General features: G+C 68.1%; 26 protein-coding genes. 18 read left to right on the top strand and 8 right to left on the bottom strand.

From position 1 onward, the window contains the following. The first annotated feature begins 92 nt into the window (after nt 1–92). Genes dut through ACX40P_RS05455 form a run of 4 tightly spaced genes read left to right on the top strand, consistent with a single transcriptional unit; the run spans nt 93 to nt 1991 of the window. Complete coding sequence (dut, locus tag ACX40P_RS05470) at nt 93–536, top strand: dUTP diphosphatase (RefSeq protein ID WP_459125320.1); 444 nt, start codon at nt 93–95, stop codon at nt 534–536. Between the two features lie 2 nt (nt 537–538). Continuing rightward, the gene (locus ACX40P_RS05465) at nt 539–955 is read left to right on the top strand and encodes a hypothetical protein (protein WP_459125319.1); all 417 of its coding nucleotides are present in this window, start codon (nt 539–541) and stop codon (nt 953–955) included. Next, nucleotides 952–1704, top strand: coding sequence for a HesA/MoeB/ThiF family protein (locus tag ACX40P_RS05460; protein ID WP_459125318.1), 753 nt, complete (start codon nt 952–954; stop codon nt 1702–1704). The genes ACX40P_RS05465 and ACX40P_RS05460 overlap by 4 nt, the downstream gene beginning before the upstream one ends. After that, nucleotides 1683–1991, top strand: coding sequence for a peroxiredoxin (locus ACX40P_RS05455; RefSeq protein WP_459125317.1), 309 nt, complete (start codon nt 1683–1685; stop codon nt 1989–1991). Before ACX40P_RS05460 ends, ACX40P_RS05455 begins: the two co-directional genes overlap by 22 nt. Nucleotides 1992–2241: 250 nt before the next feature. Here the strand turns inward: ACX40P_RS05455 and galU are convergent, their stop codons facing one another. Beyond that, nucleotides 2242–3114: a UTP--glucose-1-phosphate uridylyltransferase GalU gene (gene galU / locus ACX40P_RS05450; RefSeq protein ID WP_459125316.1), complete on the bottom strand. Its 873-nt coding sequence runs from the start codon at nt 3112–3114 to the stop codon at nt 2242–2244. A 127-nt stretch (nt 3115–3241) separates the two neighbouring features. Between galU and ACX40P_RS05445 the strand changes: the two genes are divergently transcribed. Next, the gene (locus ACX40P_RS05445) at nt 3242–4009 is read left to right on the top strand and encodes a metallophosphoesterase family protein (RefSeq protein ID WP_459125315.1); all 768 of its coding nucleotides are present in this window, start codon (nt 3242–3244) and stop codon (nt 4007–4009) included. On the opposite strand, the gene ACX40P_RS05440 is transcribed toward ACX40P_RS05445, so the two are convergent. Continuing rightward, the gene (locus ACX40P_RS05440; RefSeq protein ID WP_459125314.1) at nt 3966–4700 is read right to left on the bottom strand and encodes a M48 family metalloprotease; all 735 of its coding nucleotides are present in this window, start codon (nt 4698–4700) and stop codon (nt 3966–3968) included. The genes ACX40P_RS05445 and ACX40P_RS05440 overlap by 44 nt on opposite strands. A 449-nt stretch (nt 4701–5149) precedes the next feature. Between ACX40P_RS05440 and ACX40P_RS05435 the strand changes: the two genes are divergently transcribed. Both ACX40P_RS05435 and ACX40P_RS05430 read left to right on the top strand, forming a co-directional pair. Next, complete coding sequence (locus tag ACX40P_RS05435) at nt 5150–5386, top strand: hypothetical protein (RefSeq protein ID WP_459125313.1); 237 nt, start codon at nt 5150–5152, stop codon at nt 5384–5386. Nucleotides 5387–5560: 174 nt separating this feature from the next. Further along, nucleotides 5561–5812 carry a hypothetical protein gene (locus ACX40P_RS05430; RefSeq protein WP_459125312.1) on the top strand — a complete coding sequence of 84 codons (252 nt, stop codon included), beginning with the start codon at nt 5561–5563 and terminating at the stop codon, nt 5810–5812. 635 nt (nt 5813–6447) lie between these two features. On the opposite strand, the gene ACX40P_RS05425 is transcribed toward ACX40P_RS05430, so the two are convergent. The 3 genes from ACX40P_RS05425 to rpsU all read right to left on the bottom strand — a co-directional run bounded on the left by ACX40P_RS05425 (nt 6448) and on the right by rpsU (nt 7978). Next, nucleotides 6448–6933, bottom strand: a complete 486-nt coding sequence (locus tag ACX40P_RS05425) for an FKBP-type peptidyl-prolyl cis-trans isomerase (protein WP_459126014.1) — start codon at nt 6931–6933, stop codon at nt 6448–6450. Between the two features lie 104 nt (nt 6934–7037). Beyond that, nucleotides 7038–7670 (bottom strand): FKBP-type peptidyl-prolyl cis-trans isomerase, encoded by a 633-nt coding sequence (locus tag ACX40P_RS05420; protein WP_459125311.1) that lies wholly within the window; start codon nt 7668–7670, stop codon nt 7038–7040. A 101-nt stretch (nt 7671–7771) separates the two neighbouring features. Beyond that, nucleotides 7772–7978 carry a 30S ribosomal protein S21 gene (gene rpsU, locus ACX40P_RS05415; protein WP_260021384.1) on the bottom strand — a complete coding sequence of 69 codons (207 nt, stop codon included), beginning with the start codon at nt 7976–7978 and terminating at the stop codon, nt 7772–7774. Between the two features lie 167 nt (nt 7979–8145). Here rpsU and ACX40P_RS05410 point away from each other — a divergent pair, with 167 nt between their 5' ends. From ACX40P_RS05410 to ACX40P_RS05395, 4 genes are all read left to right on the top strand, one after another. Further along, complete coding sequence (locus ACX40P_RS05410; protein WP_459125310.1) at nt 8146–9126, top strand: SDR family NAD(P)-dependent oxidoreductase; 981 nt, start codon at nt 8146–8148, stop codon at nt 9124–9126. A 91-nt stretch (nt 9127–9217) separates the two neighbouring features. Then, entirely contained in the window at nt 9218–9967 is a 750-nt protein-coding gene (locus tag ACX40P_RS05405) for a response regulator (protein ID WP_459125309.1), read from the top strand. Beyond that, nucleotides 9964–11235, top strand: a complete 1272-nt coding sequence (locus tag ACX40P_RS05400) for a sensor histidine kinase (protein WP_459125308.1) — start codon at nt 9964–9966, stop codon at nt 11233–11235. The genes ACX40P_RS05405 and ACX40P_RS05400 overlap by 4 nt, the downstream gene beginning before the upstream one ends. Nucleotides 11236–11327: 92 nt before the next feature. Beyond that, entirely contained in the window at nt 11328–12260 is a 933-nt protein-coding gene (locus ACX40P_RS05395; protein WP_459125307.1) for a dioxygenase family protein, read from the top strand. 427 nt (nt 12261–12687) lie between these two features. Here ACX40P_RS05395 and ACX40P_RS05390 read toward each other — a convergent pair whose 3' ends face one another. Next, nucleotides 12688–13986, bottom strand: a complete 1299-nt coding sequence (locus ACX40P_RS05390) for an MFS transporter (RefSeq protein WP_459125306.1) — start codon at nt 13984–13986, stop codon at nt 12688–12690. A gap of 30 nt (nt 13987–14016) precedes the next feature. After that, a complete protein-coding gene (locus ACX40P_RS05385; RefSeq protein WP_459125305.1) occupies nt 14017–14817 on the bottom strand; it encodes a 2-keto-4-pentenoate hydratase in 801 nt (266 codons plus the stop codon). A 116-nt stretch (nt 14818–14933) separates the two neighbouring features. Between ACX40P_RS05385 and ACX40P_RS05380 the strand changes: the two genes are divergently transcribed. Continuing rightward, nucleotides 14934–15962, top strand: a complete 1029-nt coding sequence (locus ACX40P_RS05380; protein ID WP_459125304.1) for a LacI family DNA-binding transcriptional regulator — start codon at nt 14934–14936, stop codon at nt 15960–15962. A gap of 234 nt (nt 15963–16196) precedes the next feature. Continuing rightward, nucleotides 16197–16424: a hypothetical protein gene (locus ACX40P_RS05375; protein WP_459125303.1), complete on the top strand. Its 228-nt coding sequence runs from the start codon at nt 16197–16199 to the stop codon at nt 16422–16424. On the opposite strand, the gene ACX40P_RS05370 is transcribed toward ACX40P_RS05375, so the two are convergent. After that, nucleotides 16415–17269, bottom strand: coding sequence for an oxygenase MpaB family protein (locus ACX40P_RS05370; protein WP_459125302.1), 855 nt, complete (start codon nt 17267–17269; stop codon nt 16415–16417). The genes ACX40P_RS05375 and ACX40P_RS05370 overlap by 10 nt on opposite strands. Nucleotides 17270–17345: 76 nt before the next feature. Here ACX40P_RS05370 and ACX40P_RS05365 point away from each other — a divergent pair, with 76 nt between their 5' ends. The 5 genes from ACX40P_RS05365 to ACX40P_RS05345 all read left to right on the top strand — a co-directional run bounded on the left by ACX40P_RS05365 (nt 17346) and on the right by ACX40P_RS05345 (nt 23167). Further along, nucleotides 17346–18656, top strand: coding sequence for a M20/M25/M40 family metallo-hydrolase (locus ACX40P_RS05365; protein ID WP_459125301.1), 1311 nt, complete (start codon nt 17346–17348; stop codon nt 18654–18656). A gap of 116 nt (nt 18657–18772) precedes the next feature. Beyond that, nucleotides 18773–19615, top strand: a complete 843-nt coding sequence (gene kduI / locus ACX40P_RS05360) for a 5-dehydro-4-deoxy-D-glucuronate isomerase (protein WP_459125300.1) — start codon at nt 18773–18775, stop codon at nt 19613–19615. Nucleotides 19616–19740: 125 nt separating this feature from the next. After that, entirely contained in the window at nt 19741–20496 is a 756-nt protein-coding gene (gene kduD / locus ACX40P_RS05355) for a 2-dehydro-3-deoxy-D-gluconate 5-dehydrogenase KduD (protein WP_459125299.1), read from the top strand. Nucleotides 20497–20619: 123 nt separating this feature from the next. Then, the gene (locus ACX40P_RS05350; protein WP_459125298.1) at nt 20620–21627 is read left to right on the top strand and encodes a sugar kinase; all 1008 of its coding nucleotides are present in this window, start codon (nt 20620–20622) and stop codon (nt 21625–21627) included. Further along, entirely contained in the window at nt 21590–23167 is a 1578-nt protein-coding gene (locus tag ACX40P_RS05345) for a carboxylesterase/lipase family protein (RefSeq protein WP_459125297.1), read from the top strand. The genes ACX40P_RS05350 and ACX40P_RS05345 overlap by 38 nt, the downstream gene beginning before the upstream one ends. The last annotated feature ends 11 nt before the right edge of the window (nt 23168–23178 follow it).

Genomic DNA, 23178 nt, shown 5'->3' with positions numbered 1-23178 from the left:
GGCCGACGGGTCGCCCACGGGCAAGCACCTGCTCGCCACTCAAGCCCGCACCGATTTTCGACAGACGCGCCGCGCTCCGCTATTCCGGTGCCATGACTCCGATTGATATCGCCCTGAAGCGCTTGCCCAACGGCGCGAACCTGCCGCTCCCCGCCTATGCCACCACCGGCGCCGCCGGCCTCGACGTCGTCGCGGCGGAAGACGTGACCCTCGCCCCCGGCGCGCGGCATGCGGTGGCGACCGGCTTCGCGCTGGCGATTCCGGAAGGCTATGAGGTGCAGGTCCGCCCACGCTCCGGGCTGGCGCTCAAGCACGGCGTCACCTGCCTCAACACCCCCGGCACGATCGACAGTGACTATCGCGGCGAGGTGAAAGTGATCCTCGCGAACCTCGGCGACGCGCCGTTCGTCATCGCGGTGGGGGACCGCATCGCGCAGCTCGTCCCCGCCCCCGTGCAGCGCGCCGTGCTGGTGGAGGTGGAGGCGCTTGACGACACCGCGCGCGGCGACGGCGGTTTCGGATCGACGGGGCGCTGACCATGCTGGCACTCGTCATCCTGCTGTCCGCACAGGCGGTGCAGCCGGCGCCCGACGCGCCCCCCGCCGCCGGCTGGAGCTCGCTGCCCCTGCTGCCGATCGCGATGGCGCCTGCCGAGCTGGCGCCGCTATCGAGCTTCGTGGCCACCGAGGTCGCCGCAGGCCGTTGCGCCGCCGCGACGCTCGCCACGGATGGCTCCTCGACGCTGACGGTTCCCGTCGTCGTCCGCCGCCTGCCCGACGGACGGGTCGATGCGATCCGTCCGCAGGCGATCGGATGTCCCACCGTCGAGCAATATGCGGTCGGCCTGCTCCAACGGCTGGTCACACGCCCGCTCGCCGTCCCGCCACCGTCCGTCGCAACCTGGTACCGCGCCGGCCTGACCTTCCATTGGTTGCGTCCGCAGGCGACGCGATGACGCTGAGCGATACGGAGCTGGAACGCTTCGCCCGTCATATCGTGCTGAAGGAGGTCGGCGGCGCCGGCCAGATGCGGCTGCGCGCCGCGCGGGTGACGCTGATCGGCGCGGGCGGCATCGGCTCGCCCGCCATCCAATATTGCGCCGCCGCCGGTATCGGCCATCTGCGCGTGATCGACGACGACCGCGTCGACCTGTCCAACCTCCAGCGCCAGACGATCTTCGGCACTGCCGACATCGGCACCGCAAAGGGACTCGCCGCCGCCGCCTCGGTCGCCCGGCTGGACGATGCGGTGGCGGTCGAAGCGATCGTCGACCGGCTGACTCCCGTCAATGCGGCACGGCTGGTCGCGGGCAGCGACGTCGTCATCGACGGCTGCGACAATTTCGCGACCCGGCTGGCGGTTGCTGACGCTTGCCTCGCTGCGCGCATCCCGCTCGTCTCCGCCGCCGTCGCGCAATTCGAAGGGCAGCTCGCCGTGTATCGCGGGTGGGAGGCCGACCGCCCCTGCTATCGCTGTCTCGTCGGCGGCGATCCCGATCGTGCCGAGGCGAGCTGTGCGGAGGCCGGCATCATCGGCGCACTGACCGGCGTGATCGGCAGCCTCGCCGCGCTGGAGGCGATCCGCGCGATCGTCGGCTTCGGCGACGATCCGGCCGGGCGGCTGCTGCTGGTCGACGCGCTCGCCTTCCGCTTCCGCACCATTGCGCTCCCCAAGGATCCGGGATGCCGGGCATGCGCGGGCTGACCGTCATCGTCGCCGGCGCGGACCGCGACCGGTTCGACGCGGCACTGACCCTCGTCAGCGCGCAGGCGGCGCTGGGAGGCCGCGCACGGCTCTATTGCCACGGCCCGGCCGTGAAGCTGCTGGCCGACGCGGCACTACTGGTCACTGCGCTCGACCTCGGTGTGGAGATCATCGCCTGCCAGACCGCGCTGGCCGATCACGGTGTCCGGCTGCCGACTGGCGCAGAGGCGGGCGGCATGGTCAGCCTGCTTCAGACGCTTGGCGACGACCGGCTGGTGATGGCCTGAGCGCGGCGCAACGGCGCCACGCTGTCCTACACGGCGACGATCTGCTTGATGCCGTCGGATGACCCGGTCGTCCGCGCCGTCACCGCTCGATTCGCCCATGCGCCGGCGCAAAAGCGACAAAGGTGACAACAGGGGACGAATGCGGCGTGTTTCGGTGACTTTACAGCCGCCAAACCCACTTCCGTGCTCCCGCCTGCACGACAACACGATGCGCTACATTGCAATTACAGCGTTCGCCCTCGCTCCGTCGTCAGCCCCGCAGCTCCGCCTCGGCAAACGTTCGCACCGCCGGCCCGATATCGCTCCGCGCCAACGCCAGCGCGAAGTTCGCCTGGATGAAGCCCGCCTTGTCGCCGCAGTCGAACCGCCGCCCCTCGAACGTGTAGCCATGAAACGGCTGGCGCCCGATCAGCTGCGCCATCGCGTCGGTCAACTGGATTTCCCCGCCAGCGCCCTTCACCGGCGTGTCGAGGATCTTCATCACCTCGGGCTGCAAGATGTAGCGGCCCGGCGTCATCAGGTTCGACGCGGCGGTGCCCTGCGGCGGCTTTTCGACGACCGCCAGCACCTCGGTCAGCGGCCCGTCGATCGCCCCCGGCGTGATGATGCCGTATTTGTCGGTGTCCTCCGCCGGCACTTCCAACGCGCCGATTAGATTGCCGCCGACGCGCGCATAGGCCGTCATCATCTGTTTCAGGAATCCGGGCGTGCCGACCATCAGCTCGTCGGGGAGCAGCACCGCGAACGGCTCGTCGCCGACGATCTCGCGCGCGCACCACACGGCGTGGCCCAGCCCCAGCGGCTCCTGCTGGCGGACGTAGACCGGCGACCCCGGCTTCTGGCGGATGCCGTCGATCAGCGTCATCGACTTGCCGCGCGCCCGCATCGTCGCTTCCAGCTCGTAGGAGACGTCGAAATGATCCTCGAGCGCACCCTTGCCACGCCCGGTTACGAAGATGATCTGCTCGATCCCGGCCTCCAGCGCCTCCTCGACCGCATATTGGATCAGCGGCTTGTCGACGACGGTCAGCATTTCCTTGGGCATCGCCTTGGTGGCGGGCAGGAAACGCGTGCCGAGGCCGGCGACGGGAAACACGGCTTTGCGAACGGGCTTGATCGTCATGCTGTCTGTCTCTTCCTGGAAACGGCAGCGGCTCCCTTAGCGCACGACGGTTTCCGAAGTCTTCACCGTTCGCGGGGCTATCCACGGCTTGATCGTGGGCACCGATCGGCGCTAGGCGAGACGCTTCATGCCCGCGCGTCTGTTTAACAGCCTGTTCGGCGGCCGGAAATCGGCCGTCCCCGCCCCGCGTGTTCCGGATGGGCAGCGCGTCTATGCGATCGGCGACATCCATGGTCGCGACGATTTGTTCGCGGAACTCGTCGGCCTCATCGACGCCGACGACGCCGCTCGCGGTCCTGCCGACACGTCGCTGGTGCTACTGGGCGATCTCGTCGATCGCGGACCCGACACGCGCGGCGTCGTGGACCGCGCCATCGCCTTAAAGGCCAATCGGCCGACGATGCGCGTGATCGCGGGCAATCACGAGGAGATTTTCCTCAAGACGATCGAGGGGCATCGTGAGATGACCCGCCTGTTCGCGCGCGTCGGCGGGCTGGACACGCTGACCAGCTACGGCATCGACGAGCAGCGCTATATCGCCGCCGATTTCGAGGAACTGCACGGCCTGATCCGCCTGCACGTGCCGATCGCCCACAGCCGCTTCATCGCGGGCATGGAGGATGTGGTCGAGATCGGGGACTATGTCTTCGTCCACGCCGGCATCCGCCCGGACGTGCCGCTGGCCGAGCAGACGACGGGCGACCTGCGCTGGATTCGGCGCGACTTCCTCGACCATCGCGCGCCGTTCGAGCGATTCGTCATACATGGCCACACCATCACCGACGCGCCCGACGAGCGCCCGAATCGCATCGGCATCGATACCGGTGCCTTCGCCTCGGGCCGGCTGACCGCTATCGGGCTGGAGGGCGATCTGCGCTGGTATCTGGCGACATAAGCAGGTCGGCCGGCGGCACGATCGGCGCTCCCGCTGCCTGCAACCCGGCGATGCGCGCAGCCTCCAGCCGCAGCGCGGCGGCGCGAGCCTCGGGGCTGGGATGCGTCCCGTCGGAGAAGATGCCCCAGTCGTTGGCGCGGGTGAAGCGATCCCAGAACGCGATCGCCGAATCGATCCGATAACCCGACAAGGTGAGGATATAGAGGCTCATCCGGTCGGCCGCGGTTTCGGTTGCGCGGATCTGCCGCCCCGACTTGCCGAGCCCCGGCAGAAGGCCCTTGCCGATCCGGTCGAGCAGTTGCGGATGCCCGAGAATATTATGCGCAATCTCATGCGCCAACAGCGCCGCAAGATCGTCGTCCGACGTCAGCGACTGCACCAGGTCGCTACCCACCTGAACGTATCGTCCGTTCGCGCTGGCGTCGGTCGCTCCGCCGGCGCGCACGTCGAACCGCGTCGGACATCCTCGGTCGGGCGTTACCGCCACTGTCCGCCGTGCCCCATCCCGCTCGATCTCGATCGACAGCGCGCCGTCCGCCGACAGACGATCGACCGCCGTTTCGAGCCTTTGCACGACTTCGAAGGTCGCGCGCTTGCCTGCCCGGTCAGGCTGAAAGCGCTCGCCATCGACCGCGACGATCACGTCGCCAACGCGCAGCCCGGCTCGATCGACGGCGGAACCGGTCGCCATGATCCCCACGGACGGCCGCTCGCCTACACCGAAAAGCCGCGCCGCCGCCGGTCGATAAGCCGGTGCGTATTGCGACGCCGATTGGACCGCGAATGCGGCTGCATACGCACCGGGGCAGAGCCGCGACGCTCCCGTCGTCAGCCGGTATCCGACCGTCAGAACGCGCTGATCCAAGCCTCGCAGAGTGGTCAGCACACCGTCCAGCGAGCCCGATGATTCGCGTGCTATCGGTTGCGGTGCAGCAGCAACCGGCACCGTCAACGCCAATGTAGAACATAGGCAAATTCTCAGATGCTTCGCGCGATATCTCATTATTTGATTCCTTTCATCGCGATCTAGTGTTGCCGCACCGCAACTAGAAGCGAAGATCGGGTTTTAAGGTATTGGTAATCCGAAACCCCCATGATAGGGCCCAAGACGGAATTACCGCCGAAGAAAGGGAATCTACCATGAAGATGAAGAACCTCACTGTCGCTCTCGCCGCTCTCGGCATGGTCGCCGCACCGGTTGCCGCGAACGCTGCCGATTCGGCTGCGAAGCTGTCGGTCGCCAAGTCGGTCCGCGCGCCTGCGGCTGCCGGCAAGTCGAAGGCTCTGGCCGGTGGCGGGTTGATCGCACTGCTGGCCGCTGCTGCCGTCGTCGCGCTCGTCGTCGTCGTCGCCAGCGACGATTCGGACAGCAACTGAGATCGGTCTAACCGGTTTCTCCTGCTGACGCCCGGTTCCGGGTCGCTGGTTAGGAATGCAACCAAATTGCCCGCCGTTCGTCTAGCGCCGGCGGGCAAGTGGCTGCAAACTTGAACTTGTCGCTTTGAGGCGATAAGAAACGCTCGTTACACGGGTTTAAAAAGGGAGTTCGAAATGCGTTTTGGTAAGATGATGGCGGCGGTTGCCGCGGTGTCGATGTCGGCCATGCCGGTCGTTGCTTCGGCCGCTGCTCCGGCAGCTTCGAAGCTGTCGGTCGCGAACGCCTCGTCGGTCCGCGCTCCGGCTGCCAAGGGCAAGTCGAATGCGCTGGGTGGTGGCGTGTTCATTCTCGTTCTGGCCGCTGCTGCCGTTGCCGCTGGCATCGTTGCCGCGACCTCGGGCGATTCGACCCCCGACAGCAACTGAGCTCCGGTTCAGATTGAAAAGAATGGCGGTCCTTCGGGGCCGCCATTTTTTTGTGCGTGTTCCGCTGTATCGGCGATGGTCGTGGCCAGAGGCGGAGGCGGAGCCTGCTCACTTGAAATTGCATAAGGGGGCGGTCGATCTTAGGTCATCGGCAAGCGTATGCTGCACAGCCCCACCCGCCCTAGGCCGAAGTTTTAAGGCCACCAGCACCGCTTGGTTGCCCTAAGACGCGCTTTCTCCTTTTGCCCTTCGCATTGCTGCGGGCCGCGCCGTCGCATCACCGAAAGGCTTCGTGGCTCAACTGCGCCGGTCACCCACGCTGTCTAGGTGAAACGACGCCCAGTGGCTTGATATGGCGCGATCGACCTTATGATGCGCCCTAGCCTGCCGACTGGCAAACTGCCTTGGCCCGTCCCGCAAAAATATCGTGCCCCGGGCTGTGATGCCGGCACAGGCCGGTCAGGTGCGCCGGGCCGGGAAGCGTCGTCTCGACCGTGGACGACGGCTGGATTTCAGACATGGCGATGGCGCCACGGAAGTTCGTGAGCTAGAAACGCAGGGGATGCGGGATCCGACGCCCTTCTGAGTGCTGCCGCCACAGCTCAAGGCCGCGCGCCTTTTCCGCTCGCGCTGAATTACGGCTGCGGCGGGCTTCCAGTCGCCGACTGCCCTGCGGCGCGGCTCTGCATCTGGCGGACGACCGCTTCGGGCAGGAAATCGACCAAGGTGACGTCGAAGACGAGCACCGAGTTCGCCGGGATGGGGCCGCTGGCGCGATCGCCGTAGCCGAGTTCGGGTCTGATCCAGATGCGGTAGGTCGCGCCCTTCGGCATGAGCTTCAGCGCTTCGGCGAAGCCGGGCACGACGCCGGACACCCGCAGCGGCGTCGGCTGCTGGCTTTGGTCGAAGACCGTGCCGTCGGTCAGCGTGCCCTTGTAGGTGATGAGCGCGACATCGGTGTCGGTCGGTTTGGCGCCCTTGCCCGGCGTCAGTACCTTGTACTGCAGCCCCGAGGCGGTCTGCACGACGCCATCGGCATAGCGGTTCTTGAGCAGATAGGCGGTTGCCGCACCCGATCCGCCCGGACGCAGCGCCGATACCGCGGTCAGGATCGCCGCCATCAGCACGGCGCCGACGAGAACGCCGATCCAGAACGCCTTGCGGCCCGGCTTGGTGGCGGGCGCCACAGCGGCAGGCTTGGGAGCCTCGATCGGCGGCACGACGATCAGCGCCCGGCGGGCGGTGCGGCGCCTTCGGGCGGCATGGCCTGGCCGGGCATCCCCGGTCCGCCCGGCATACCCTGCATCATCTGCTGCTGTTGCTGCATCTGGCGAACGACGGCCTCGGGCAGGAAATCGATCATGTCGATCTCAAACATCAGCACGTTCTTCGCGAGTTCCTGCGCCTTCGGGTCGAGCGGCGGCGCGCCTTCGGGACGCGGACCACCGTAGCCGAGCGACGGCTTGATCCAGACGCGATACTTCGCGCCCTTCGGCATCAGCTTCAGCGCTTCGGAGAAGCCGGGGACGACGCCCGACACCGGCATCGGCGTCGGCTGCTGGCTCTGGTCGAAAGTGGTGCCGTCGGGCAGCTTGCCGACATAGTTGATGAGCGCAACGTCGGTGTCGGTGGGCTTCGCGCCGGCGCCCGGCGTCAGGACGAGATACTGCAGGCCCGTCGGCGTCGTCACCACGCCGGGGGCGCGGCCGTTGCGGGCGAGGAAGGTCGCGGTCGGGTCGAGCGGCGTCTGCATCGCCAGCGCGGCGGCGGCGACGACGGCGATGAACAGACCGACGATCAGATAGACGACGAAGCGGCGCTTGACCGGCGGAATCGGAACGGCGGTGACCGACGACATGGCGGGTCCAGTGCTGCAGGCCGCGGCCGGGCCGACGGCGAATGTTGAGAAAGTTGACACGTGCGAGCGGGTCTAAACCCGCCCGACACCCTCAGGACGTCTTACTTGACGCCGTCACGCTCCATGCGCTTGCGCTCCATCTTGCGGGCGCGGCGCACGGCGGCAGCGCGCTCACGCGCACGCTTCTCGCTGGGCTTCTCGTAATGGCGGCGCAGCTTCATCTCGCGATAGACGCCCTCGCGCTGCAGCTTCTTCTTGAGCGCACGCAGTGCCTGGTCGACGTTGTTATCGCGGACGATGATCTGCATAAAATTCCAAAGCCTCGGATCAATAGATAGGGGACGCCGCGAACAGCATCCGCGCCGGCAAGTTGGCCGCACCTAGCAGCGCCCCTCCCCGATTTCAAGCGCCGAGGAGACCATGGCGGTCAGGCGACACAGGCGATAGGATGACGGTTCCGCAGCGAAGGTGCCGAGTGACCAACGATCCCGTCCTGATTACCGGTGCCGCCGGCTTCATCGGCCATGCGGTCGCCCACCGCCTGCTCGACCGCGGCGAACGTGTGATCGGGATCGACAGCTTCAACGCCTATTACGATCCCGCGCTGAAGGCCGCCCGCGCCGCGACGTTGGAGGGCCGCGCCGGCTTTTCGATGATCCGGGGCGACGTTGCAGACGCCGCAATGCTGGCACAGCTGGTGCGCGAGGAGGGCATCACCCGAATCGTCCACCTCGCCGCACAGGCAGGGGTCCGATACAGCATCGACAACCCATTCGCCTACGCACACGCGAACCTTACCGGGCACCTCTCAGTGCTGGAGGCGGCACGGCATGCGCTGGGGTTGCAGCATCTCGTCTATGCGTCGTCGTCCTCGGTCTATGGCGAGCGACCGATCGGCGGCGAAGGGTTCCGCGAGGACGAGCCCGCGGTCGCCCCGGCGTCGCTCTACGCCGCGACCAAGCGCTCGGGCGAGCTCATGAGCGGCGCCTATGCCAGCCTGTACGGATTGCCGCAGACGGGCCTCCGCTTCTTCACCGTCTACGGCCCGTGGGGTCGGCCCGACATGGCTTATTTCGACTTCACCCGCCGCATCCTGGCGGGTGAGCCGATCGAAGTGTTCGGCGAAGGGCGGATGGCGCGCGACTTCACCTATATCGACGACATCGTCGATGGCGTCGTCGGCGCGCTCGATCATCCGCCGGCGACACCTGAGAATCGCATCCTCAACATCGGCGACAGCGCGCCGGTCGGGCTGATGGCGATGATCGATGCGCTGGAGGACGCGCTGGGCGTCCCGGCGCAGCGCGTGATGCGACCGATGCAGCCGGGCGACGTCACCGCGACTTATGCCGACGTGTCCGCGCTCAACACGCTGACCGGATATCGGCCGAGGGTGATGCTGCGCGAGGGGCTGGGCCGGTTCGTCGACTGGTATCGCGGCTTCTACGGCGCCTGATGCTGTTGCTCCAGCGCAACACCGCGCGCACATTACACCGGATTGCAGCGTTGCAACCCGGCCGATACGCCGGCCGGTCATTCCATTCGCCATGCTCGCACCCGCATCGCACCCCGTGGACCTGACCACCCGCCTGCTCATCGTCGACGACGATCCCGGCATCCGTGAGCTGACCGCGCAGTTCCTGGGCCAGCACGGCTATCTCGTCGATACCGCCGCCGACGGCGCGGCGATGCGCGCGGCGATGGCGGCGATGCATTACGACCTGATCGTGCTCGACATCATGATGCCGGGCGAAGACGGGCTGTCGATCCTGCGCACGCTGCACCGGTGCGCCGGCACCGCGGTCATCATGCTGTCGGTGATCGCGACCGATGTCGATCGCATCGTCGGGCTGGAGATGGGCGCCGACGATTACGTCGCGAAGCCCGCCAACCCGCGCGAGCTGCTCGCCCGCATCCGATCGGTGCTGCGTCGTTCGGGCGGAGCGTCGGACACACCGGCGCCGGCCCCGGACCCGGCCCGCGCCTTCTTCCGCTTCGCCGGCTGGCGGCTGGACCCGGTCGCGCGCCAGCTGTTCGATCCGGACGATGTCGTCATCAACCTGTCGGACGGCGAGTTTCGCCTGCTGCTGGCACTGGTCGAGCATCCGCGCCGCGTGCTGACGCGCGACATGCTGCTCGACCTGTCGCGCGGGGTGAACGCCGAACATTTCGATCGCGCGATCGACGTGCAGATGAGCCGGCTGCGCCGCAAGCTGGCGCAGCCGAGCCGCGAGGAGCTGATCCGCACGATCCGCAACGAAGGCTATATGTTCACCGCCGAAGTCTCACGCGCATGAGCCGCCCGCGCCGCCGCGCGTCGATCGCACTGCCGATCTTCGCGCTGACGATCGTGTCGGTCGTGCTGACCGCCGTCCTGCTGTTCGTCGTCACCTTCCGCGGCCCGCCGCCCCGCCCTGCGCCGGTACGGCTGGAGGTGGTGGCGAGCGCGCTACGCGACCGGATCGCGCCGCCGCTCAGCGACCAGCCGATGCGACTGGTGGAGGACGCCGCCCCCTCGCCGCTGCCCGGTCACGCGCAACCCGTGACAACCGCGCAGACGATATTGGCGCAGATGCTGCGCGTGCCGCGCGATCAGGTCCGGGTTTATGCGTTCGAGGCGCAGCGAGAGCCGTTCATGCTGCGCGGGCCGTTCTCCGCCGCCGTGCGCAACGGTTCGGGCTGGCGCGTCTTGTCCACCCAGCCGCCGCGCACCCTGTCGAAATGGCATGTGTGGACGTTGCAGGCGATGCTGATGGCCTGCGTCGTGCTCGGCATCGCCGCTTGGCTGATCGCGCGGGCGATCACCCGCCCGCTCGCCGTTCTGGCCGACGCGGCGGCGCATGGACGCGTCGGGCGGGACATCGTCGTGCCGCCGGGCGGTCCGCGCGAACTCCACGCGCTGGGCGAGGCGCTGTCGGGCATGCACGGGCGACTGGCACGCCACGCCCAGAGCCGGATGGCGATGCTGGCCGCGATCGCCCACGATCTCGGCACGCCGCTGTCGCGCCTGGCCTTCTGGGTCGAGCAGCTGCCCGACGACGCCCGCACCCGCGCCGCCGCCGACATCGACGAGATGCGGGCGATGCTGGGCGAGGTGCTGCGCTTCGCCCGCGACGAACGCATCGCGACGAATGCGACGGTGGATCTGGGCAGCGTGCTCGATTCGCTGGTCGACGACCTGGCCGTCGCGGGCCGCCCGGTGACGCTGACGCCGGGGGAGCGCGTACTGGTGAAGGGCGACCCGGCAGCGCTGCGCCGGCTGTTCGCCAACCTGATCGACAATGCGATTCGCTACGGCGAGGCGGCGCGGGTCGCATGGGCGATCGACGGCGACCGCGTGAGCGTGACGGTGGACGACGATGGCCGTGGCGTCGACGCGGAGGCCGCGGAGGCGCTGTTCCAGCCGTTCGTGCGCGGCGACCCGTCGCGCAACCGAGCCACCGGGGGCACGGGCCTCGGCCTCGCCATCGTGCGATCGCTGGCGGAGGCGCATGGCGGCGACGTGGCGCTGGGGCGCGGGGCGCACGGCGGCGGCCGCGCGACGGTGAAATTGCCGCGCGCGTAACAGCATCGCAACACGGCCGAGACGCCGCGAAATACGCACGCGCATTTCGGCCGCCAGACAGCATCCATCCGAACCACAGGGGCGATGCCGCGATGACCGACCTTCACCACCACGATGTCGAGGACCATGATCTGGGCCTGGCCCACGACCTGACCGTCATCGGTTCGCTCGCCAGTCGCCGCGGGGCGCTGCGCATGTTCGCCGGTGTCGGCACCGCCGCGCTGGTCGGCGCGTGCGGCACCGGATCGTCGTCGGCCGGCGGCACCGTTTCGGTGACCCCGACGCCGACCGCGACCACCACGCCGACGCCGAGCCCGACCGCGACCGGTACGCCAACGCCCACGCCGACATCCTCGGCCAGCGTCTGCGTCGCCGATCCGACCGAGACCAACGGCCCCTATCCCGCCGACGGCACCAACACGTCGAGCGGCCCGACCAGCAACGTGCTGACCGCTAGCGGCGTGATCCGCAGCGATATCCGCAGCAGCTTCATCTCGGGCCAGACCGCGGTCGCGGCGGGCGTGCCGCTCACGCTGACGCTGAAGGTCGTGAACGTGAACGCGTCCTGCGCGGGGCTGGCGGGCTTCCTCGTTTACATCTGGCATTGCGATGCGACCGGGCGCTATTCACTTTACGACGTGCCGACCGCCAGCTGGCTGCGCGGGGCGCTGGTCACCGATGCCAACGGCACGGTGACCTTCACGACGATCTTCCCCGGCTGCTACGCAGGCCGCTTCCCGCACATCCATCTGGAGGTGTTCTCGTCCACCGCGGTGGCGACCAGCGGACGCTTCGCCTCGCTCGTCGGACAGCTGGCGATGCCGGCGGCAGCGTGCAGCGCGGTCTATTCGGGCGCATCGAGCACCTACACCAGCAGCGCGACCAACTATGCCCGGGTCACGACCGGCAGCGACAATGTGTTCGGCGACAATACCACCGCGCAACTGGCGCAGCAGACGCCGATGCTGACCGGGTCGGTCGCGGCGGGCTATACCGGCAGCGTCGTCGTCGGGCTGGCGCGCTAGGGTTTTCCAAGAGATCCTCTGCAAGTGAGCGGTCGGTCGTGCCCCCGGCACGACCTTGAATTGCCGGGGGCAATTCAACCGCTCACTCCTGTTGCAGAGGTGCCACGGCGGTTGCGCCGGCGCGGTTCTGTCCCGTCCGCCGGTTCCGGCCAATCGCAAGTCGTCCGCCCCGGTGTCCCCGCACCGGGGCGGATTGTCGTCTAGAGCGTGACCGGATCAGGTGGGATCATCGGCACGGAGGTGATTTCGTCGTGCTGCAAGGCACGAGGAGGGAGCGATGCCAAAGCATCGTGACCGACGAGTAACGCCGCGGCACGACGAAAGCGCCCCGCCGCGGTAGGGCACCCGCCAAAGTATTACTTTGGCGGGGTCCGGCAGCGGTCGCCCGCAGGGCGATGACGATGGTTCAACCTGATCCGGTCATGCTCTACGCCGTCGCCACTTCGACGCGCGCCAGCCGTGGGCTGAGCAGGTGGACCGCCGCCAGCGCCAGGAAATAGGCGCTGCCCGCGATCGCGAAGAGCACGCTGTAGTTGTTATTGGTCGCATCCAGGATGTAGCCGGTGAACAGCGCCATCCCCATGCCGCCGATCGCGCCGACCGTGCCGCCGATGCCGACGACCGATCCCACCGCCGCACGCGGGAACATGTCGGAGGGCAGCGTGTAGAGGTTTGCCGAGAACGCCTGATGCGCTGCGGTCGCGAGGCCGATGACGGCGACCGCGCCCCACACGCTCGAAATCTCCTGCGCGAAGAAGATCGGCACGACGCAGCACGCGCAGATGAACATCGTCAGCTTGCGCGCGAAATTCGGCGTGCGCCCGCTCGCGATCAGCTTCGACGACAGCCACCCGCCCGCGATCGAGCCGCCGTCGGAGATCAGGTAGATCGCAGCGAGCGGCAGACCGAAGGTCTTCAGGTCGAGCTGATAGCGCGTGAACAGATAGCCCGGCAGCCAGAACAGGAAGAACCACCAGATCGGGTCGATGAAGAACTTGCCAAGCGCGAACGCCCAGGTTTCCTTGACGCGCAGCACCTGGCCCCAGGTCATCGGCGTGGTCGGATCGACCGGATCCTGCCGGATCCAGGCCAGCTCGCCCGCCGACACCTTCGGATGCTTTTCGGGATGGCGGTAGAAGGTCAGCCACATCGCCAGCCACACGACGCCGAAGATGCCGGTGACGTAGAAGGCGACGCGCCAGTCGAACATCAGCACCAGCCACGGCACCAGCAGCGGCGTGATGATCGCGCCGACGTTGGCACCGGCGTTGAACAGGCCGATCGCGTACGCGCGCTCCTTCTGCGGGAACCAGTCGGTCACCGCCTTGATGCCCGCCGGGAAATTGCCCGATTCGCCGACGCCCAGACCGAAGCGCGCCATCGCGAAGGTCGTCACCGACGTCGCCAAGCCGTGCGCCATGTGGCTGATCGTCCAGATGATGATCGCGACGGTGTAGCCGAGCCGCGCGCCCAATACGTCGACCACCCGGCCGAAGCCGATATAGCCGATCGCATAGGCGACCTGGAACCAGAAGATGATGTTGGCGAAGTCGGTTTCGGTCCAGCCGAACTCGCCCTGCAGCGTCGGCTTCAGCACGCCGATCATCTGGCGATCGATATAGTTGATCGCGGTCGCGGCGAACAGCATCGCGACCACCGCCCAGCGATAGCGCCCCACCCGTTCGACGGCGGTGGCGGGGATGCCCGCCCCATTCGTATCGGCCATCACCCGTCTCCCCTCACCGTTCGTATCTCTTCAGTACGACCTTATGGTCGCGTGGACGGCGTGACCACCGTCGAATCGTGCTTCCACCCGGTCGCCGATCTTGACGGGATGCACGCCCGTCACCGCGCCGCTGGAAATCCACTGGCCCACGGTGATCGCGATGCCGCGCCGCGCCGCCAGGTTGAACAGAAACGCCGCCGCGCCGAACGGCCCGTCGAGCATGTCGCGGGCAAGGCCGGTGCCGATCAGTTCGTCGTTGATGAGCAGCTCGACCGGCCACAGGTTCAGGTCGGTCGTCCGCCAGTCGGCGATGCTGTCCCCAACCAACAGACCGTTGTTGTTGCCGAAATCGGATGCGGTGACCGCGGGGCCGTCGATGTTGATCGCAGGGTATGGCGAGGACGCGATCTCGATCCCCGCATGCACCGCGTCGATCATGTCGCGCACGTCGGCGATCGTATAGTCCGACCGCCCGGGCTCCGGCGCGGTGCCGACGCGCAGCAGGAACTCGGCCTCGGCCGCCGCAAAGCCGTCGGCGAACACGAACATATCGGTCGCGTCCGCACCGGCCTGCACGACGCTGTCGGCGAAGATCGGACCGGCGAGCCGGTTCGCGCCCATCGTGTCGCTGGTCGGTGCCGGGATCTTGCCGAGCTTCCACCCGGCGACGCTCTGCCCGTGCAGCGCGATGGCCGCGTCCTGGACCTGATACGCCTCATCCATGGTGCGCGGCGCGGTGCCGGGATAGGTCGTCAGGCCACGCCGGTCGCGCCGTGCCTCCACGAAACTGCGCGCGATGTCGCCCGCCGCGTCAAACCGCGTGTCGCCCATGTCCACCCCCTCAGCTATTTCCATATACTTGGGCAGGCGATCTATTGGAAACCGGTGTCATCGGCAAGAGGGTTCCCCCGCTTCCGTACGGTCGTGTCCGGCGCTATCACGGGGCCATGAAAAGCGGGGGCAAGTCGACGATCAACGACGTCGCACGGATCGCTGGCGTGTCGAAGAAGACGGTCAGCCGAGTCATCAACCGGTCGACGTTGCTGAACGACGAGACGCGCGCGCGAGTAGAGGCGGTGATCGCCGATCTGGGCTATGTCCCCAACCCGCAGGCGCGCGCGCTGGCGCTGCGCCGCAACTTCCTGATCGGCCTGATCCACGACAATCCCAATGCGCAGATGGTGCTGGGCGTGCAGACCGGCATATTGGAGGCGATCCGCGACACCGACTTCGCGCTGGTCGTCCATCCGGTCGATCGCGGATCGCCGACGATGCTCGACGACGTGCGCTCGTTCGTCGAGCGGCAGCGGCTGTTCGGCGTGATGCTGCTGCCCCCGATCAGCGAGAACGACGCGCTGGCGCAGGTGCTGCGCACCGCGGGCGCGCGCTATGTCCGCATGGGATCGACCCGGCTGGACGCGGACGAACACATGGTCGCCTCCAACGACCGGGAGGCGGTGGCCGCCGCCACCCGCCACCTGATCGAAACCGGCCATCGCCGCATCGGGCTGGTCGCCGGGCCGCACGGCTTCCGTTCGGCAGCCGAACGCAAGGCAGGCTTCGAGGATGCGATGCGCGACGCGGGGCTGAAGGTGCCACGCAGCCTGGTCGCCGACGGCACCTACCGCTTCGAGAGCGGGGTGGCGGCGGGCGATCGCCTGCTCGACGTGACCCCGCGCCCCACCGCGATCGTGAGTTCGAACGACGAAATGGCGGCTGGCGTCATCCACGCCGCTCGCCAGCGCGGGCTGACCGTGCCCGAGGATCTGTCGATCGTCGGCTTCGACGACACCGCCACCGCGACGCACATGTGGCCGCAGCTGACCACGGTGCGCTGGCCGATCATCCCGATGGCGCGCGCCGCGGCGGCCAAGCTGCTGGCCGGCACGATCGAGGGCGACGAGGATGCCGAAGAACCGTCGCTGTTCCTGTCGACGCTGATCCGGCGCGGCAGCGTGGCGGCGCCGAAGGAGTGATCGGGACGCCGGATAGCGGCGCCCCGACTCTTATCAGCGAACGCCCTGCGTCAGTGGACGGCGGTCGTGAGACGGCCACGCCGCCACGAGCTGATCGCGTACCGCTCTGTTCGCTGAACCGTGCTGAACACTGATTGCAATCGAGACGTCCCAGAACATGACCAAAGTTTAACGGAACACCGCGACCCGACTAGCCGTAGTAAACGGCAGTACACGCTCATCCAGGAGGTCGAAATGCGGTTCGTTTCTCTGGTCGCTCTGCCCCTCGCGCTGATCGCCGCCCCGCCCGCTTTTTCCAAAGGCTGTCTACGCGGCGCAGCGGCGGGTGCAATAGGCGGCCATTTCGTCGGCAAGGGCCATGCCTTGCTCGGCGCGGCGGCAGGCTGCGCGGTCGCACACCACCATTATGCGAAGCAGGCGCGCACAGCAGCAGCGCTCCCACGGCTGACCGCTCACGACTGACCGAACGCCCAGCGCACCGCCCCCGCCAACCCGCGCGCGCCGCCCCGGACCAACGGCACTGCGGGTGACGGCGACAGACCGTGCATCGCCCGCGCCCAGGGCGGCAACAGGTCGACAGCCGCGCCGAACAGCATCTTCTGCACCGGCGCGGCGGCGCGGGTCGCGGCGGGCTGGTCCAATACGATGCTGGCGACTTCGCGGGTGCGAGCATCGACGGTCAATTCGTCGCGCATCGTGGCAACAAAGGCCTCCGCCTCCCGCCGGTTCTCGGGCACCGGATCAGCGCCGAGCGCCCGCGCGATCGTGGCGAATTCGGCGAAGTAGCGATCCTGCTCGACAGGCGTCAGCGGCGTGCGACCATAGCGCTGCCACGCGGCGAGGAAGGCCAGCGCCTCGCTGACATGCACCCAGGCCAGCAGGCGTGCATCGTCCGCGGCATAGGGCGTCCCGTCCGGCAGCGTGCCGTGGACGACGTGGTGGATGCGCCGCACCCGATCGATGATCGCATCGGCATCGGCCGTCGCGCCATAAGTGGTGACCGCGATGAACCGCGCGGTGCGATGCAGCCGACCGCGCATGTCGGCGCGGAAATTCGAATGATCCCACACCCCCGCCAGCACCTTGGGATGCAGCATTTGCAATAGCAGCGCGGTGACGCCGCCGATCATCATCGCGGTCGGATCGCCATGGACGCGACGGATCGCCGAGCCTTCCGGGAAATAGCCGGGCGCGCCGGTCGGATTGATCGGCGCGGGCGGCGAGGCATTGCCATTGATCGCGCTGCGCACCTCCGCAACGATCCGCCCGCGCAGGCGATTGCCGATATGGGTGGAGAGCGCGGGCATCGTCCGACACATCATGTGTCGAGGCGTCGCGCACAAGCCCTTGAGGGCGGACGATGTTTCAGCGACACTCCCGCCCATGATCCGCACCACGCTGGCGCTCGCCGCCCTCACCCTCGCCATTCCCGCCCCTGCACAGGAGCGCGCGTCGGCCAAGGCCCTAGAGACGACCGTGGTCAAGCTGGTCGGCTTCGGCACGCGCCATTCGCTCTCATCCACCACCGACCCGAAGCGCGGCATCGGCGCGGCGCGCGACTGGGCGGCCGGCGAATTCCAGCGGATCGCGCGCGGCTGCGGCGGGTGCATCACCGTCGAGCGGCTCTCGCGCCGCTTCACCGGCCCGCGCGCGCCGAACGGCGTGGTGATCGAGAATGTGCTCGGCATCCAGCCCGGCAGCGATCCGAACCGGGTCGTCATCATCGGCGGCCATATCGATTCGATGCCCAGCGATGTGATGGACGCCGTGTCCGACGCGCCGGGTGCCAACGACGACGCCTCGGGCGTCGCCGTGGTGCTGGAGGCCGCGCGCCTGCTCAGCAAGCGCAAGTTCGCCGCGACGATCGTCTACGCGATCTTCTCGGGCGAGGAGCAGGGCCTGTGGGGCGCGACGCTGCTGGCCGACACCGCGAAGGCGCGCGGATGGCAGGTGTCGGCGATGCTCAACAACGACATCGTCGGCAACGCGGTGTCACAGGGCGGTGTCGACACCGGCGACCGCGTCCGCGTCTTCTCCGAAGGCATCCGCGCGAACGACAGCCTGGTCGATCAGCTGACGCGCCGGATGGAGGGCAGCGAGGACGACGGCCCCAGCCGCGCGCTGGCCAAATATGTCGATCGTGTCGCCGAGGCGCTGCCGGGCCGCTTCGACGTGTTCGTCGATCGCCGGCCCGACCGCTTCGGCCGCGGCGGCGACCACGAACCCTTCCTCGCGCTCGGCTATCCGGCCGTGCGCTTCACCAGCGGCGGCGAGAACTGGGATCGCCAGCACCAGAACGTGCGGACGGAGAACGGTCGCGCCTATGGCGACCTGCCGCAGGCGATGGACTTCGCTTATCTGGCGCGGGTCGCAAACATCAATATCGCCGCGCTGGCCGAGCTCGCCGCCGCCCCGCCCGCACCGACCGGCGTGGCGATCGCCGGCGCCCTGTCGCGCGATACGACGGTGACGTGGAACGCGGTGTCCGGCGCAACGGCCTACAAGGTGGTGTGGCGGCGCAACGATGCGCAAGGCTGGCAGTCGAGCCGCGCGGTCCGCGACGCGACGACGACGGTGCTGAAGGACGTGCCCGTCGACGACCACTTCGTCGGCGTCGCCGCAGTGGCGGCGGACGGCTCCGAGAGCCTCGTCACCTTCGCTGGCCGCGCACCGCGCGTATCGACGCCGCGATAGGGGCAAACGCCTTCCCTTTTGCATGGTTCGCGCATAGACAGCGCGGGTCTATCAGGCGTTGGCCCACGGAAATCTGACACCGGTTTCCCAGCTGGCGCGTTCTACGGAGAAGCCGAGTGTTCGATCGTACCTATTACGCCACCCACCCCGACATGATGGAGTGCGTCAGCAACGACGAGCTGCGTGACCGCTACCTGATCCAGGGCCTGTTCCGCGACGGCGAGTGCGTGTTGAACTACACCCACGCCGACCGCTTCGTGATCGGCGGCGTCGCCGTGACCAGCGGTTCGGTGAAGCTGCCGGATCAGGAGGAGCCGAAGTCGGCCGCCGGCCACCCGTTCCTCGAGCGCCGCGAGCTGGCGGTCGTCAACGTCGGCAAGGTCGCCGGCACCGTGACCGTCGACGGCGAGACGTTCGAATTGGGCAACAAGGATTGCCTGTACGTCACGATGGGCGCGAAGGACGTGCAGTTTTCGGGCGACGGCGCGCGCTTCTATCTCGCGTCCTGCCCGGCGCATAAGGCGTTCACGACCCGCAAGCTCGGCATCGCCGACGCCAATGCGCTGGAGCGTGGCAGCCTGGAGGAATCGAACGAGCGCACCATCTTCCAGCTCGTCATCCCCGGCGTCTGCGATTCGGCGCAGCTGGTGATGGGCCTGACCGTCCTGAAGCCCGGCAGCGTGTGGAACACCATGCCTCCGCACATCCACGAGCGTCGCAGCGAAATCTACTTCTACTTCGAGCTCGACAATCTCGACAACGACCGCGTCATGCACTTCATGGGCGAGGGCGAAGCCACCCGCCACATCGTCGTCGGCAACGAGGAATCGGTGATCTCGCCGCCGTGGTCGATCCACATGGGCGCCGGCACGAAGAGCTATGCCTTCATCTGGGCAATGGCCGGCGAGAACCAGGATTATACCGACATGAACGTGCTGGATATCTGCCAGCTGGCGTGATCCTGCAAAGCCCCTCCCTCGTGAAGGGAGGGGTTGGGGTGGGTGGGCCCGTGGGCACGCGGGCGCCCGGCCCCATACCTACCCACCCCCAGCCCCTCCCTTCCAGGGAGGGGGGAGTTGACGGAATGACCAACCCCTTCGACCTCACCGGCAAAGTCGCGATCGTCACCGGCGCCAACACCGGCATCGGCCAGGCGATCGCCATCGCCCTCGCCGAGGCCGGCGCGGATATCGCCGCCGTCGGCCGCTCCGCCGCGACCGAAACCGTCGAGAAGATCCGCGCGCTCGGCCGCAAGGCGGAGATCGTGTCGGCAGACCTGTCGACGATCGAGCCTGTGCAAAGGGTCGTGGACGAAACCGTGGATAAGCTCGGCGGGCTGCACATCCTCGTCAACAACGCCGGCATCATCCGCCGCAACGACGCGGTCGATTTCACCGAGGAGGATTGGGACGCGGTCGTCGATACCAACCTGAAGTCGGTGTTCTTCCTCTGCCAGGCGGCCGGTCGCCACATGATCGCGCAGGGGTCTGGCAAGATCGTCAACATCGCCTCGATGCTGACCTTCCAGGGCGGCATCCGCGTGCCGAGCTATACCGCGTCCAAATCGGGCATCGGCGGCCTCACCAAGCTGCTCGCCAACGAATGGGCAACGAAGGGCGTGAACGTGAACGCGATCGCACCGGGCTATATCGCCACGAACAACACCGCCGCGTTGCAGGCGGACGAGGTGCGCAACAAGTCGATCCTCGATCGCATCCCCGCCGCCCGCTGGGGCGACGCGAGCGATCTGGGCGGCGCCGCCGTCTTCCTGTCGAGCCGCGCGGCGGACTATGTGCAGGGGCATATCCTCGCCGTCGACGGCGGCTGGCTGGCGCGGTGATCTGACACCCGTCCGTCACCCCGGACTTGTTCCGGGGTCCACCGGGCGGCAAGAACCGCACAGGCAATTCGTGCGGCACAGTGGACCCCGGAATTCGTCCGGGGTGACGATGAGGGGTTGAGGATGGGTCGTTTCGTAGCTTTCGGAGAGATCATGCTGCGGATGTCGCCGCCGGGGCGCGAGTTGCTGCTCCAGACGCCCAAGCTCGACATCTGGGTGGCGGGTGCCGAAGCGAACGTCGCGACACAGCTCGCGCGGCTCGGCCACGACGTCGCCTTCGCCAGCGCCGTGCCCGCCAATGCGCTGGGCGAAGGGGCGGTGGCGACGCTGCGCGGCCACGGCATCGACACGCGCGGCATCGCGCGCACGCCCGGCCGCATGGGCTTCTACTTCGTCACCAGCGGTGCGGGTTTCCGCCCGACCGACGTGCTGTACGACCGCGCGCAGTCATCGTTCGCAACGGCGCCTGCCGACACATGGGACTGGGACGCGCTGCTCGCCGGCGCCGACCGGCTGCACCTGTCGGGCATCACCCCGGCGCTTGGACCGGACGGGACAAAGGCCGCCATCGCCGCGGCCGAAGCGGCGACGCGAGCGGGCGTCCCCGTCTCCTTCGACGGCAACTATCGCGCGCGCCTGTGGGAGGCGTGGGACAGCGATCCGCGCACCACACTGACGACGCTGATCGGCCATGCCGACGTGCTGTTCGGCAACCACCGCGACGTCTCGCTGTTGCTCGGCAAGGATTTCCCCGGCGACGGGTCGGAACGCCGTCGCGAAGCGGCGCTGGCCGCGTTCGCCGCCTTCCCCAAGCTCCAGTTCATCGCCTCCACCGCGCGCCACGCCGATGATGCCGACCGCAACCGCGTGTCGGCGCGCGTCGACACGCGCGAGCGCGGGTTCCAGACGGAAGAGGCGCTCATCACCGGCATCGTCGATCGCATCGGCGCGGGCGACGCCTTCGCCAGCGGCATCCTGCACGGGCTGCGCACCGGCCTGTCGCTGGAGGACGTCGCGCGTACCGGCCTCGCGCTCACCGCGCTCAAGCATTCGTTGCCGGGCGACGCCAGCCTGTTCGGGCAAGGGGATATCGATGGCTTCTTTGAAGGCGGGTTCGACGTCCGGCGCTGATCGCCGCACGGTGATCGCGGGCGGCGCGGCGACGCTCGCACTGGCAGCCAGCGGAGTTGCGCGGGCCGACGCCCTGCCCGCCAATACCGTCGTGCAGGGGCCGGGCGGCCAGTGGGCGGGGCTCACCGATCGGGGCATCGCCGCCTTCAAGGGCATTCGCTACGGTCGCGCCGAGCGGTTCCGCGCACCCGTGCCAGAGCCCACGTCGCGCACGGTGACCACGGCGTTCGCCTATGCCCCCTCCTGCCCGCAGAAGAGCGGCATCGCTCCGACATCCGAGGACTGCCTGTTCCTCAACGTCTGGACATCGGCGCCGCGCAAGCCCGCTGCGAAACTGCCGGTGATGGTCTACATTCACGGCGGCGCCTATTCGAACGGCAGCGCAGCCGATCCCCTGCTGGACGGCCATCCGCTCGCCGCGACCGGCGATGTCGTCGTCGTGACGGTGAACCACCGGCTCAACGCGCTCGGCTATCTCTATCTTGCCCGTCTCGATCCCCGCTTTCCCGACAGCGGCAATCTGGGACAGCTCGACCTGATCCTCGCGCTGCAATGGGTGCGCGACAATATCGCGAGCTTCGGCGGCGACCCATCGCGCGTCATGGTCTTCGGCCAGTCGGGCGGCGGCGCCAAGATCGCCACGCTGATGGGCATGCCCGCGGCCAAGGGCCTGTTCCACCGCGCCGCGACGATGAGCGGGCAGCAGGTGACCGCATCGGGTCCACTCAACGCCACGCTGCGCGCCCGCGCCTATCTCGCGAAGCTGGGCGTGAAGGAGGACGACCTCTCCCCGCTGCTCACCCTCCCCGTCGAACGCCTGATCGAGGGGCTGTCGGCGGTCGATTCGGTGCTGGGCGGCGGCGTCTACATGGGGCCGGTGCTCGACATGCGCTGGCTCACGCGCCACCCGTTCTGGCCGGATGCAAACCCGCTCGGCAACACCATCCCGATGCTGCTCGGCAACACGCGCCAGGAAACCGGCGCGTTCATCGACCCCGATGGGCCGAAGATGCGCGGGCTGACGTGGGACAATCTGGCGGATCGCATGACGTCCGAACTGCGCATCGACCTGCCGCCCGAATGGATCGTCGCAGAGTATCGTCGGCGCTTCCCGAACTGGTCGCCAGATCAGGTGATGTACGACGCCACCACCGCTGGCCGCAGCTGGCCCGGACAGGTGATCGAGGCGGAGGCGCGCGCGAAGGCGGGGGTCCCGGCCTGGGTCTATCAGGTCGATTTCGGCAGCCGCACCGATCCCCGCCGCGGCGCCTTCCACACGATGGATATCCCACTCGTCTTCGGCACGCTGGACGCGAAGGGATCGCAGACCGGCACCGCCGCCGACGCCCGCGCGGCCAGCGCCGCCATGCAGCAGGCCTTCGTCACTTTCGCGAAGACCGGCACGCTCCCCTGGCCGCGCTATGACCTCACGCGCCGCTCGACGATGATCTTCGACGCCCGTTCGCGCGTCGAGAACGACCCACGCCGCTGGCAACGCGAACTCTTCGCCCGCGCGCCGTACATTCAGCCTGGCAGCTAAACCCCTCCGCT

This window comes from Sphingomonas sp. RS2018, from assembly GCF_054489605.1.
The sequence above is the reverse complement of the archived record's forward strand: the minus strand, read 5'-3'. Positions and strand labels throughout refer to the sequence as shown.